This window comes from Steroidobacter agaridevorans (genome assembly GCF_009932555.1).
Lineage (GTDB): Bacteria > Pseudomonadota > Gammaproteobacteria > Steroidobacterales > Steroidobacteraceae > Steroidobacter > Steroidobacter agaridevorans.
Genome location: NZ_BLJO01000011.1, coordinates 165231 through 177836, shown reverse-complemented (window position 1 = coordinate 177836; position 12606 = coordinate 165231). Strand labels below are relative to the sequence as shown.

Sequence of the window (12606 nt, the reverse complement as noted above, 5' to 3'; positions counted from 1 at the left end):
TCAATAAGTCGGAATGGTTGCATCCAGCTCGCGTGACCACGCGAGGATGCCGCCGGTCACGTTGACCGTGCGGAAACCATTCTGTTGCAGAAACTTGGCGACTTCGAGACTGCGCCGTCCTGAACGGCACAACACCGCGACTTCCTTGCTCGGGTCGAGCTCGCCGATGCGCTCGGCCACTTCGCCCATCGGAATGTGCACGGCCTGCTGATCGGCCGGCACGCTGGCGACGCCGAGCTCCCAGGCTTCGCGCACGTCGAGCAGCGTCAGCACATCGCCGCGCTGGCGGCGGGCGACGAATTCGGTCGGGGTGATCTCGGCAATCTGTGGAGTGCTCATGATGGCGGGGAGACTTTGATCAGAACACGAATTCGGACGGGCGCGGCGCGTTCAGCAACGGTGCGAGCACGGTTTCGAACAGGCTCTCGCGCTGCCATTCACGTTCGCCGACGCGCGTGACTTTCCAGGCTTCCATCACCGGCGCCTGGCCGACCACCACGAACAAGCGGCCGCCGATGCGCAGCGCCTGCTGGAAGCGCTCGTCGTACAACGGCAGCGAGCCGGTTACGGCGATCACGTCGTAGCTGGACTGTTCAGTGAGCTGCATGCCGTCGCCCACTTCCACGGCCACGTTGTTGACCGCGGCGGCGAACAGGTTGCGGCGGGCGATCTCGGCCAGCTCGGGCAGGATCTCGACGGTGCGCACGCGAGCGGCCAGCAGGCCCAGGCAGGCGCTCAGATAACCGCTGCCGGTGCCGACTTCCAGCGCGACGTCGGCCGGATTCGGCAACAGCGCCTGCAGGATGCGGCCGTGCACCTTGGCCGGCAGCATCGACTGGCCGCCCGGGAGCGGAATCGAGGCGTCGGCGAAGGCGACCTGGCTGAAGGGCGCCGGGGCGAATTGTTCGCGCCGGACCGTGCGCATGGTGCTCAACACCCGCTCGTCGAACACGTCCCAGGCATGCACCTGCTGTTCGATCATCTGCTGGCGGGCCAACTCGATATTCATAGGCAATATTCGTAGACAAATCAGGCCGGATAGGCTGGCGGCGGCAAGGGTACGGGCTTTGATTCGGCGGTACAAGTTAAAGGCTGGACAGCTCCCGGCCGAGCCGTGGCGCAGTGCCGGTACGCCTGCAGGGAACCCTGAAATCTTCTTCAGGGCCACATTCAGGCCAATATTTACCTGCTTGCCGCATACAATATGGTCAATCCCGCCGGCAGATGTTCAGCCGTTCGCTATGCTCCTTTCCCGGCTACTTAGGTGCTTGCGCTCGTATCTTCTCAGCGCCACTCCAATTTACCGGGTGCCGGGGCTTGCCGCGGCAACCTAGGGGATCGAAGCAAAGAGCGTTTTCATGTGAGTGCCCTGTTGGGGACTTTGACCATTTCTCTCGCCGTCGCGGTCTTGCTGCTGCTGGGTTTCATCCTCTGGCGGGAGCGCCGGAGCGCGGCGCTGACTCGCGCTGCCGGACAACTGGAGGCTATCGTTCGCTCCGGAAAATTCGCCGAGCGCGTCCGCGGCAGCGGCCCGGCGTCGGAGTTCGCGGAGAATGCCAACCGTCTGCTCGAGCAGATGGCGATGAAGGATCTGATGATCGGCGAGCGCGAGCGCTCGTTGGTCGGTCTGCTGGCGGGCCTGCAGGAAGCGGTCGCCGTCCATCGCGATCACATCGTGTTCGCCAACGAGCGCTTCGCCGCACTCACCGGCGCCACGGCCGCGGAGCATCTCACCGGCAAGAAGATCGCCGAGCTGCTGCATCCCGATTACACCGAGCTGGTCGTCGAACACCTGCGTCGCTCGCTCGCCGCCGAGCCCGGGCTGGAGCGGTTGGAGATCGAGCTGCATCCCGACACTGAAGGCGGCACCGCGCGCGTCGAGCTCACCGCAGTGCGCATCGACTATCAGGGCGGCCCGGCTTTGTTATTGACGCTGATCGAGATGGGGCCGCGTTCCTTGCCGGCTTCGACACCGGCGCGCAGTGGCCGGCCCACCGCGTGGGAAACGCTCGATTCGCTCGGCGAAGGCATCATCACCACGGATGTCAGCGGCCGCATCGACTACGTGAATCAAGCCGGCGAGCAGTTGATCGGCGTGAGCGCCGTCGATGCGCTCGGCAAGAGCATCACCGACATCATCCAATTGCTGGACGAGGGCGACCGCCGTTCGCTCGGCGATCCGGTGCGTCATTGCCTCGCGACCCAGTCGAAAGTGACGGCCGGCCGCCGTGGCTTGATGATCTCGCGCGATGGCACTGAAGAGCGCTCGGTAGAGCTGACCGTCACGCCGTTGAAGGGTCAGAAGGGCGATCTGGTCGGCACGGTTATCGTCGTACGCGACGTGAGCGAGCTGCGCGGCATCACCAAGCAGATGTCGTATCAGGCGAGTCACGATGCACTGACCGGTCTGGTGAATCGCCGCGAGTTCGAGCGTCGGTTGGAAGAGTCGCTGCAGACGGCGCACACCAACGAAGCCAAGCACGTGCTGTGCTATCTCGACCTCGATCGCTTCAAGGCAGTGAACGACACCTGCGGTCACATGGCCGGCGACGGCATGCTCCGCGAGGTCGCCGCGCTCATCAAAGAAACAGTGCGCGACTCCGACACCGTCGGCCGTCTCGGCGGCGACGAGTTCGGTCTGCTGCTGGTCGGCTGTCCGCTCGACAAAGCGCGGCAGATCGCCGACGACGTGGTGCGGAAGATCAGTGACTACCGCTTCGTGTGGAAGGACAAGATCTTCAACATCGGCATCAGCGTCGGCTTGATCGAGATCTCACGCGAGAGTGGCGCGCCCGATGAAGTGATGAGCGCGGCCGACTCGGCGTGCTACGTCGCCAAGAAGCAGGGCAATCACGTCCACGTTTACTCGGCGCGCGATGAAGCGGTTGCGCGTCATAGGGGCGAGATCCAGTGGCTGCAGCGTCTGCAGTCGGCGCTCAAGGACAATCGTTTCGAGCTGATGGCTCAGCCCATCATCGCGTCCTCGGCGACCGAAACGGGGCCGGCGCTCGAAGTGCTGCTTCGTCTGCAGGATGAGAATGTGCCGGGCGGCATCTCGCCGGCGGAGTTCCTGCGCGCGGCGGAGCGTTATCGCTTGATGGCGGATGTCGATCGCTGGGTCGTGCAGACGGCGCTGACTGCGCTGGGTCGCGGCGGCATTCGCCTGCCGTCGAGCCGCAGTCTTGCGATCAATCTTTCCGGCCAGACTCTTGGCGATCCGCAGTTCCTCGAGTTCGTCGTCGACGTGCTCGATCGCACCGGCGTGGCGCCGACGCAGCTGTGCTTCGAAGTCACCGAGAACTCCGTGATCACGAACATCGAACATGCGCAGCGCTTCATCGGCGTATTGCACGGCATGGGCTGTCAGTTCGCGCTGGACGATTTCGGTCGCGGGCTGTCGTCGTTCGGCAATCTGAAGAACCTGTCGCTCGATTATCTGAAGATCGACGGCACGTTCATTCGCAACCTGGCGGTGGATTCGGTGAACCAGGCGATGGTCGCCGCGATGATCAAGCTGGCGCGCACGCTGAATTTCCAGGTGATCGCCGAGCAGGTCGAGGATGCCGGCGCGCTGGACGCCGCCAAGAAGATGGGCGTCGATTTCTTGCAGGGCTTCTATCTGGGGCGGCCACAACCGCTCGCGCGCGTCGTGCCGGCGCGGAGCATCGGCTAAGGTTCTTGAACTTTCGGCGGCGGCTCGGGCCGCAGCCACAGCCACATCAGCACGAGCGCCATCAGGGCGGTGAGGAGTTCCGCGACCCATCTTCGCGGACTCACCATGAAGAAGATCACGGCCGAGCCCGTCATCATCACCGTTGCCAGGATCTTGGCCCGACGGCTCACGGCGCCGTGCGCTCTCCAATCCCGCAGCATCGGGCCGAAGTGGCGATGGTTGATCAACCAGTCGTGAAATCGCGGTGAGCTGCGAGCCGCCGCCCAGCCGGCGATCAGAATGAACACGGTCGTGGGTATTCCAGGCACGAACAGCGCGACCACGCCAATCACCAGGCACACGACCGCGAGGACCAGCAGCAGGTAGCGCACTACTACAGGCAGGGGTTTGCGGGTGTCATCCATCGGTGCAGTTTGCCCCAGCCGAAACAAAAAGGGCGCAGCCAAGCTGCGCCCTTTTGTATCTACGGCTGCTAGTTTTTACAGCAGTGGCACGAGCAGCAGCGCCACGATGTTGATGATCTTGATCAGCGGGTTGATCGCCGGGCCCGCCGTGTCCTTGTACGGATCGCCAACCGTGTCGCCGGTCACAGCCGCCTTGTGCGTGTCCGAGCCCTTGCCGCCGAAGTTGCCTTCCTCGATGTACTTCTTGGCGTTATCCCATGCGCCGCCGCCCGTGCACATGGAGATGGCGACGAACAGGCCGGTCACGATCGTTCCGATCAGCAGGCCGCCCAGTGCGCGAATGCCCGCGCCCGGGCCCATCAGGAAGTTCATGCCGAACGCCACCACCACCGGTACCAGGATGGGGAGGATCGACGGCACGATCATTTCTTTGATCGCGGCGCGCGTCAGCATGTCGACGGCCTTGGAATAGTCCGGCTTGGCCGTGCCTTCCATGATGCCTTTGATTTCCTGGAACTGACGGCGCACTTCCACAACCACCGAGCCGGCCGCGCGACCGACGGCTTCCATCGCCATGGCGCCGAACAGATAGGGCACCAGGCCGCCGATGAACAAGCCGATGATCACGGCCGGATCGGACAGCGAGAACACCTGCAGCTTGCCGGCAGCTTCGAGGTTGTGGGTGTAGTCGGCGAACAGCACCAGCGCGGCGAGACCGGCGGAGCCGATCGCGTAACCCTTGGTGACAGCCTTGGTCGTGTTGCCGACCGCATCGAGCGCGTCGGTGATCTTGCGCACGTCCTTCGGCAGACCCGACATCTCGGCGATGCCGCCGCCGTTGTCCGTGATCGGGCCGTAGGCGTCGAGCGCAACGATCATGCCGGTCATCGACAACATCGAGGTGGCCGCGACGGCGATGCCGTACAGGTCCGCGATGTAATAAGCGCCCCAGATGGCCGCGACCACGGCGAGCACCGGCAGCGCGGTCGACTTCATCGACACCGCGAGGCCCGCGATGACGTTCGTGCCGTGCCCCGTCTGTGAAGCGGCAGCGACGTAACGCACCGGTGCGTATTCCGTCGCTGTGTAGTACTCGGTGATCACGATCAACGCCGCGGTGAGCACCAGGCCGATGACGGCGCAGGCGAACAGATCGCTGGCGACTTCGGGACCCATGATCATCGGGGTCACGAAATAGAACGCGATCAGCGCCAGCACGCCGGACACGGCGGTGCCTCGATACAGCGCGTTCATGATCTTGCCGCCTTCGCGCGCCTTCACGAAGTACGAACCGATGATGGAGGCGACGATGGAGACCGCGCCGAGCACCAGCGGATAAATGATGTAGCGGATATCGAGACCGCCGTCGGCGGCCGTGAACATCAACCCGCCGAGCACCATCGTCGCGACCACGGTCACCGCGTACGTTTCGAACAAGTCAGCGGCCATGCCGGCGCAGTCGCCGACGTTGTCACCGACGTTGTCGGCGATCACGGCCGGGTTGCGCGGATCGTCTTCAGGAATGCCGGCTTCGACCTTGCCGACCAGGTCCGCGCCCACGTCGGCGCCCTTGGTGAAGATGCCGCCGCCGAGACGCGCGAAGATGGAGATGAGCGAGCCGCCGAATGCGAGGCCGACCAGCGAGTGCAACGCATGCTCATCGCCGATGATTCCACGCATGAACGTGAAGTAACCGGCGACGCCGATCATGCCGAGGCCGACCACCAACATGCCGGTGATTGCGCCGCCACGGAAGGCGACTTGCAGAGCGGGATTCAAGCCGACGCTGGCAGCCTGCGCGGTACGCACGTTCGCGCGCACCGAAACATTCATGCCGATGTAGCCGGCCAGACCCGAGAGGATGGCGCCGACCGCGAAGCCGCCGGCAGTCGCCCAGTCCAATGCCAGGCCGAGCACGATCAACAGAACGACGCCAACGATGGCGATGGTGGAGTACTGACGATTGAGATATGCCTTGGCGCCTGCCTGAATCGCCGCGGCGATCTCCTGCATTCGCTCATTGCCCGCGGGCTGCTTGTTGATCCAACCGACCGAAATTACGCCATACAGCACGGCCAGAACACCGGCGCCGATCGCGAGCCAAAGCGCGACATCTGTGGACATCAACTTCCTCCCCCTTGCGGGTGCATCGTTGTGAGCAAATTTTTAAAGCAGGCAGATCGTCAGTAAGGCAATTCCAAATGAAACGTTGGACCTGGCTCGCGCCGGGCTGTCGCCGGCGCGCGCGATTCCATACATGTGTGCGCCCGGCTACGCCGGGCGCGGACTATCTCAAACCAGCTTGCCCGGCGTCAGCCGTGGCAAGCCTGAAGGAGCGCGATAGCAACCGATAAGTGCTGGAAAAAAGTCGCGAAACTATAACACAAAGGGGGTGTCGAGCTTTTTCTTCACCGCGGCGTTCTTGAGCGTCACGTACTGGGGCAGGCCATCTTTATATGGCGGATAGTCCTCGCCGCGGATGAGCGGGCTCAAATATTTGCGCCCCTTCGCGGTGATATGGAAGCCATCCTCGGTGATGTAATCACGCGGCAGCATCTTTTCCTGGTTCGCGACCTTGTCGAGCGGCGCCATGCCGATCTTCCATTTGTACGGGCTGCTCGAGGTGCGCACGATGGTCGGCATCACCGAGTTGTGACCCTTGAGCGCCAGCTCCACCGCCGCCTTGCCGACCGCATAGGCCTGTTCGACGTCGACCTTCGAAGCGATGTGGCGAGCGGCGCGCTGCAGGTAATCGGCGACAGCCCAGTGATATTTGTAATTCAGCTTGGATTTGACCAGCTGCGCGATCACCGGCGCGACGCCGCCGAGCTGCGCATGACCGAACGCGTCCCGCAGGCCGGCATCGGACAGGAACTTGCCGTCCGCGGTCTTGACGCCTTCCGACACCACGATGGCGCAATAGCCGTACTTCTCCACGCACTCCTTGACGCGCGCGCAGAACTTGTCCTCGTCGAATGTGATTTCCGGGAACAGGATGATGTGGGGCGAATCGCCTTCCTTCTCCGCGGCGAGCCCGCCGGCGGCCGCGATCCAGCCTGCATGGCGGCCCATCACTTCCATGATGAACACCTTGGTGGAGGTTTTGGCCATCGAGGCCACGTCGAAGCCCGCCTCGCGGATCGATACCGCGACATATTTCGCCACCGAGCCGAAGCCGGGGCAGCAGTCGGTGATCGGCAGGTCGTTATCCACGGTTTTCGGCACGTGAATGGCCTGAATGGGATAACCGAGATTGTCGGCCAGCTGCGAGACCTTCAGGCAGGTGTCGGCCGAGTCGCCGCCGCCGTTATAGAAGAAATAACCGATGTCGTGCGCCCGGAACACTTCGATCAGGCGCTGGTACTGGGCCGGATTGTCCTCGAATTTTTTCAGCTTGAAACGCGCCGAGCCGAAGGCGCCCGAGGGGGTATGACGCAGGGCGCGAATGGCCGCGGCCGACTCCTTGCTGGTGTCGATCAGGTCTTCTGTCAAAGCGCCGACGATGCCGTTGCGGCCCGCATAAACCTTGCCGATGCGGCTGCCGGCGCGGCGGCAGGCCTCGATGACGCCAGCCGCCGACGCGTTGATGACAGCGGTAACACCGCCGGACTGGGCGTAAAAGGCGTTGCGGGGGCGGGCAGTCTTCTTCGGGGGAGTTTTCTTCGTCCCAGTCTTTTTTGGCATGTTTCGACCTGTGCAATAGAACCAAGATCGTCGGCGCGAAGGATAGCGCTCGAACGGCGCTTTCTGTACCCTCCTGCGCTCTTCTCGGGAGGTCGGATTCAAAAATGATGCGGATCGTATTACTGGGGGCACCCGGTTCGGGCAAGGGAACTCAGGCGCAGCGCCTCATGGGCAAATATGGCGTGCCGCAGGTTTCCTCCGGCGATCTGCTGCGCGATGCCGTGGCCCGGGGCACCGAGCTCGGCAAACAAGCCAAATCGGTCATGGACGCCGGCCAGCTGGTGTCCGACGACATCGTGCTCGGCCTGATCCGCGAGCGCCTGAGCCGTGCCGATGCCGCCAATGGTTTCATCCTCGACGGCTTTCCCCGCAACATCGACCAGGCGAATTCGCTGAATGCGCTGCTGGAAGAAATCGGCCAGCCGCTGGACGCGGTGCTGCTGCTCGACGTGCGCAACGAGACGTTGATGCAACGCCTCGCCGGCCGTCGCATCTGCCCGAAGTGCGGCACGGTTTACAACATTCATTCACTGCCGGCCGGCGCCACGACCTGCGAAAAGGACGGCACCGAGCTGTATCAACGCCCCGACGACAAGGAAGAAGTCATCGGCAAGCGCCTGGCCGTGTATGACCAGCAGACCAAGCCGCTGATCGAGCACTATTCCAAGCTGGGCCTGCTGCGCAAAGTCGCGGGCGAGGGCGAGCTGGAAGAAGTGTCCGAGCGCATGGAAGCCGCCGCGCTGGCCAAGCCGGTGCCGGCGTCCAAAGTGAAAGTCACCAAGACGCCTGCTCAGGCCAAGCGCAAGAACCCGGCGGTCAAGTCGGCCAAGCCGGCGGCCAAGGGTGCGAGCAAGGCTGCGTCGAAGGCGAAGTCTTCCAAGGCCAAGACCAAGACGAAGTCGAAGCCGAAGTCTGCTGCCAAGAGCAAGGCGCCGGCGGCGAAAGGCAAAGCCGCCAGGAAGTCGGCGAAGAAATCTTCCAAAGCGGCTGCGCGCAGCACCAAGAAGGCCGCTCGCAAGGCGCCGGCGAAGAAAGCCGCGCGTCGCCCGACCAAGGCTCGCAAGAAGAAATAATCTCGATCGCCGGCTGGCGCGCCATGGCGCGCTCAGCCTGCTGAGAGTGCTACGTTCGCGCCGTAGCGCTTGCGACTTCGATCAACCGGTCGCCAATCACCTCTTTGCGCCAGCCGGTACTCAGGCGATCGGTGCGGCGTGAGAACACCAGCTGTTCCACGTCGCGTCGGGTGGCGAGTATTTCCGGGCTGACTTTCAATTCTTCCGCCGTCGTGCGCGCGAGGTTCATCAGCTTCGTGACTAGCGCGAGCTGCTGAGCCTCGGGCTTCGGTGGAATGAATGCAGCCGGCTCCGATTGCGCCAGTTCGCGGCCGCGAGTGACTAACGCCAGCAATTCTTCGCCGCGTCGGCGCGCCACGCCGGCGGGCAGCGTGCGTATGCCTTCCAAATCCGCCGCTTTGCCCGGCAGCCGTTCGGCGATCTCGCGCAACGCATCGTCGGCCAGAATCCAGCCGCGCGGCTTGTCGTGTTTGATCGCCGTTTCCTCGCGCCAGTGCGCGAGCAGTTTGGCGGTGGCGCGTTGCTCGGGACGCAATCGATCCAATCCCTTCAATCGCTTCCAGGCCGCCTCCGGCTCGGTGCGATGGAGCGCGGGAGATTCCAGCTCGCGTGTCTCTTCATAGAGCCACGGAATGCGTCCGGCTTCTTGCAGGGCGTCGCGCAGGTTCTGATACAGCGGCACCAGATAGCGCACATCGTCCTCGGCGTACTGCAATTGTTCGGGACTCAGCGGCCGTCGCGACCAGTCGGTGCGTGTATGGCCTTTTTCCAGCTGGTGCTCGAGCCGCGCGGCGACCAGTGCTCCGTAGCCGATTTGCGCCGGCAGGCCGAGCAGCGCGGCGGCGATCTGGGTATCGAAGATCGGACCCTGGAGCGAGTCACGCATGGCGACCGCCAGGACTTCCAGATCCTGACGCGCGGCGTGCACGACTTTGATCCGGGCGCGGTCGTTCAGAAAATCCCATAACGGCTGCAGGTCGGGCACCGCCAGCGGATCGACCAGCGCGCATCGGGTCGTTCCATCCGGCCCAGGCGTCGCCATCTGCACCAGGCAGAGCTTGGGAAAATACGTGCTCTCACGCATGAACTCGGTGTCCAACGCGACGAACTCGGCGGCGCGCAGCTGTTCGAGTGCGTGTAGAAGTTCAGCGGACGTGGTGACTATTGGCGGTGGCTGCATGGGCGTGCGTGTACAATTCATCGCATTATAGGGGAGTCCGCCGGCATGGCTCGCCGGCTCAACACGCGTTTTCGCTCATGGTCATTTTGCGATTTCTGCAAAGCTTCCTGGATATCGCGCTCTGGCGAAAGGGACCGCAGGACCTGCCGGCTTCGACCGCTCTGGCGATACTGGCGCTGATCGCTTATCTCAGCACCGGCTTCATGCGCATGCGGCTGTTCACGCTCGACCGGCCGACCGCGCTGTTGTTCATCTGTGTCGACGCATTGATGCTCGGCGCCTGGCTGTGGCTGGTGCTGGCGTTCTTCGGGCGCCGTCAGCGTTTCGTGCAGACCATCACGGCGACGCTCGGCGTCGGTCTGCTGGTATTGCTGCTCGATGTGACGATCCGTTCGGCCCAGCTGGCGCTGGGCTGGAGCGATGAGTTGTCGATGACCTGGCTGAAGGCGCGGTTCCTGGTCGTCGCGCTGGTGCTCGGCCGCGTTTTCATGCTGGCGCTGGACCGCGGCCTGATCACCGGCATCGCGCTCACCGTCGCAATCATTTATTCCACTCAGGCGGTCGTGCAGCTGATGCTCGATCTGCGCGGTTAAGCCAGGAAAGATAGAGGATTCATGCACGTTCACATTCTTGGCGTTTGCGGCACCTTCATGGGCGGCATCGCGGCGCTGGCGCGCGCCTCGGGCCATCGCGTTACCGGATCGGACCAGAGCGTCTATCCGCCCATGTCCGACCAGCTGCGCGAGCTGGGCATCGACATCATCGAGGGCTACGGTCCCGAGCAGCTGAAGCTGAAGCCCGACGTGGTCGTCGTCGGCAATGTCATGAGCCGCGGCAATCCGCTGATCGAGGCGCTGCTGGAAAGCGATATTCCCTACACGTCGGGGCCGGAGTGGCTGGCGCGGCATGTGTTGAACAAGCGCTGGACCCTCGCGGTCGCCGGCACGCACGGCAAGACCACCACATCGAGCATTCTCACCTGGCTGCTGGAATACGGCGGGCTCGAGCCCGGCTTCCTGATCGGCGGCGTGCCGGGCAATTTCAATGTCACCGCGCGTCTCGGCAAGGGTCAGCATTTCGTGGTCGAGGCCGACGAATACGACACCGCGTTCTTCGACAAGCGCGCCAAGTTCGTGCACTACCGGCCGCGTACCGCCGTCATCAACAATCTCGAGCACGACCACGCGGATATCTATCCCGACGTGGCGTCCATCCAGTGGCAGTTCCATCAACTGCTGCGCATGGTGCCGAGGCACGGCCTGGTGGTCGCCAATTCGGGCGACCCGAACGTGATGCACGTGATCGACATGGGCTGCTGGACGCCGGTGGAGCGTTTCTCCAGCGGCATGCATGGCGACACGGCGTGGTATGCGATCGCGCCGGCAGGCGGGGACTACAGCACTTTTTCCATCATGCAAGGCAACGCTGCCGTCGCCGAAGTGAACTGGTCGATGCTCGGCCGTCACAATGCCGAAAATGCATTGGCTGCCATTCTCGCCGCGCGCAGCGCCGGCGTGCCGATAGAAACATCGGTCGCGGCGTTGAAGGAATTCCAGGGCGTGCGTCGGCGAATGGAAGTGCGCGGTGTGGTCAATGGCATTACCGTCTATGACGATTTTGCACACCACCCGACGGCGGTGGCGACCACCATCGATGGCTTGCGACGAAAGATCGGTTCGGCGCGTTTGATTGCTGTGCTGGAGCCGCGCTCCAACACGATGAAGCTGGGCACGCACTCCGCGGCTCTGGCGGGCGCATTGTCACAGGCCGATCATGTATGGATGTATCAAGGGCCGAATGTCACTTGGGATGTCGCCGGCTCGGTCGCGACGCTCGGCAAGCGCGCGGAGACGGTGCGGGATCTGGATCAGCTGATCGCCCAGCTCGACGCGTCCCTGGTAAGCGGAGATCACGTGCTCATCATGTCTAATGGCGGCTTCGGCGGCATCCACGGCAAGTTGCTGGACCGTTTGCGGAAGCGTTGAGGGCGCAAGGAGGACTCATGTCGGTGGTCCTGCCTTTATTCCCGTTGAACACCGTGCTGTTCCCGGGCGGTCCGCTGCGCCTGCGCATCTTCGAGCCGCGCTATCTCGATATGATCAGCCGCTGCATGCGCGAGAACAGCAGCTTCGGCGTAGCGCTGATCACTGAGGGGCGCGAGGCTGGAGGCACAGCGCGCACCACGGTCATGGGCACAACTGCGCGCATCGTCGACTTCGAGCGTCTCGACGATGGACTGCTCGGCATCACTGCGCGGGGCGAGCAACGCTTCAGCATCGTCGATCTAAAAACGCAGGCCGATGGCTTGAACGTCGCCGACGTCGAGCTGCTTCCGGAGGAGCCGGCGATGGAGATTCCGGACGACCTGGCGATCCTGGCCGAGCTGTTGAAGCAAGCGTTCGTGCAAGTGGGAACGGCGTACGGAGACGAGCCGCCGCACTTCGAGAACGCGAGCTGGGTGGGCATGAGATTGGCGGAGATCCTGCCGTTGCCCATGCCCGAGAAGCAGCAGTGCCTGGAGATGGAAAACGCGGTGGAGAGACTGCGGCTGCTTCGCGAGCGTTTGGATATCCGGCAAGCCTGAAGCTTGCC

The 12606-nt window shown here is 63.5% G+C and carries 11 protein-coding genes; 5 read left to right on the top strand and 6 right to left on the bottom strand.

All coding sequences use genetic code 11. The features are described from left to right. Positions 1–339 carry a rhodanese-like domain-containing protein gene (locus GYH35_RS32145; RefSeq protein WP_161815627.1) on the bottom strand — a complete coding sequence of 113 codons (339 nt, stop codon included), beginning with the start codon at positions 337–339 and terminating at the stop codon, positions 1–3. 19 nt (positions 340–358) lie between these two features. Then, on the bottom strand, positions 359–1168 hold the full coding sequence (locus tag GYH35_RS32140) for a protein-L-isoaspartate O-methyltransferase family protein (protein WP_202624925.1): 810 nt from the start codon (positions 1166–1168) through the stop codon (positions 359–361). A 192-nt stretch (positions 1169–1360) separates the two neighbouring features. Between GYH35_RS32140 and GYH35_RS32135 the strand changes: the two genes are divergently transcribed. After that, a complete protein-coding gene (locus tag GYH35_RS32135; RefSeq protein WP_161815626.1) occupies positions 1361–3673 on the top strand; it encodes a bifunctional diguanylate cyclase/phosphodiesterase in 2313 nt (770 codons plus the stop codon). Here the strand turns inward: GYH35_RS32135 and GYH35_RS32130 are convergent. From GYH35_RS32130 to GYH35_RS32120, 3 genes are all read right to left on the bottom strand, one after another. After that, complete coding sequence (locus tag GYH35_RS32130) at positions 3670–4077, bottom strand: YbaN family protein (RefSeq protein WP_161815625.1); 408 nt, start codon at positions 4075–4077, stop codon at positions 3670–3672. The genes GYH35_RS32135 and GYH35_RS32130 overlap by 4 nt on opposite strands. Before the next feature lie 75 nt (positions 4078–4152). Beyond that, positions 4153–6201 (bottom strand): sodium-translocating pyrophosphatase, encoded by a 2049-nt coding sequence (locus tag GYH35_RS32125; protein ID WP_161815624.1) that lies wholly within the window; start codon positions 6199–6201, stop codon positions 4153–4155. 252 nt (positions 6202–6453) lie between these two features. Next, entirely contained in the window at positions 6454–7761 is a 1308-nt protein-coding gene (locus tag GYH35_RS32120; RefSeq protein WP_161830501.1) for a 6-phosphofructokinase, read from the bottom strand. 104 nt (positions 7762–7865) lie between these two features. Here GYH35_RS32120 and GYH35_RS32115 point away from each other — a divergent pair, with 104 nt between their 5' ends. Beyond that, positions 7866–8834, top strand: coding sequence for an adenylate kinase (locus GYH35_RS32115; protein ID WP_235936896.1), 969 nt, complete (start codon positions 7866–7868; stop codon positions 8832–8834). 49 nt (positions 8835–8883) lie between these two features. Here the strand turns inward: GYH35_RS32115 and rnd are convergent, their stop codons facing one another. After that, a complete protein-coding gene (gene rnd, locus GYH35_RS32110) occupies positions 8884–10014 on the bottom strand; it encodes a ribonuclease D (protein WP_161830500.1) in 1131 nt (376 codons plus the stop codon). A gap of 77 nt (positions 10015–10091) precedes the next feature. Here rnd and GYH35_RS32105 point away from each other — a divergent pair, with 77 nt between their 5' ends. From GYH35_RS32105 to GYH35_RS32095, 3 genes are read left to right on the top strand one after another with little or no spacing between them, the layout of a single operon-like run. Beyond that, on the top strand, positions 10092–10607 hold the full coding sequence (locus GYH35_RS32105; RefSeq protein ID WP_161815621.1) for a hypothetical protein: 516 nt from the start codon (positions 10092–10094) through the stop codon (positions 10605–10607). Positions 10608–10628: 21 nt separating this feature from the next. Continuing rightward, positions 10629–11999 carry a UDP-N-acetylmuramate:L-alanyl-gamma-D-glutamyl-meso-diaminopimelate ligase gene (gene mpl / locus GYH35_RS32100; protein ID WP_161815620.1) on the top strand — a complete coding sequence of 457 codons (1371 nt, stop codon included), beginning with the start codon at positions 10629–10631 and terminating at the stop codon, positions 11997–11999. A gap of 17 nt (positions 12000–12016) precedes the next feature. Then, on the top strand, positions 12017–12598 hold the full coding sequence (locus tag GYH35_RS32095) for an LON peptidase substrate-binding domain-containing protein (RefSeq protein WP_161830499.1): 582 nt from the start codon (positions 12017–12019) through the stop codon (positions 12596–12598). Positions 12599–12606: the final 8 nt, after the last annotated feature.

Bases quoted from the DNA above. Each gene is read 5' to 3' on its own strand.
- GYH35_RS32145 (WP_161815627.1), bottom strand. From the start codon at position 339: ATGAGCACTCCACAGATTGCCGAGATCACCCCGACCGAATTCGTCGCC.
- GYH35_RS32130 (WP_161815625.1), bottom strand. From the start codon at position 4,077: ATGGATGACACCCGCAAACCCCTGCCTGTAGTAGTGCGCTACCTGCTG.
- GYH35_RS32125 (WP_161815624.1), bottom strand. From the start codon at position 6,201: ATGTCCACAGATGTCGCGCTTTGGCTCGCGATCGGCGCCGGTGTTCTG.
- GYH35_RS32120 (WP_161830501.1), bottom strand. From the start codon at position 7,761: ATGCCAAAAAAGACTGGGACGAAGAAAACTCCCCCGAAGAAGACTGCC.
- GYH35_RS32115 (WP_235936896.1), top strand. From the start codon at position 7,866: ATGATGCGGATCGTATTACTGGGGGCACCCGGTTCGGGCAAGGGAACT.
- rnd (WP_161830500.1), bottom strand. From the start codon at position 10,014: ATGCAGCCACCGCCAATAGTCACCACGTCCGCTGAACTTCTACACGCA.
- GYH35_RS32105 (WP_161815621.1), top strand. From the start codon at position 10,092: ATGGTCATTTTGCGATTTCTGCAAAGCTTCCTGGATATCGCGCTCTGG.
- mpl (WP_161815620.1), top strand. From the start codon at position 10,629: ATGCACGTTCACATTCTTGGCGTTTGCGGCACCTTCATGGGCGGCATC.
- GYH35_RS32095 (WP_161830499.1), top strand. From the start codon at position 12,017: ATGTCGGTGGTCCTGCCTTTATTCCCGTTGAACACCGTGCTGTTCCCG.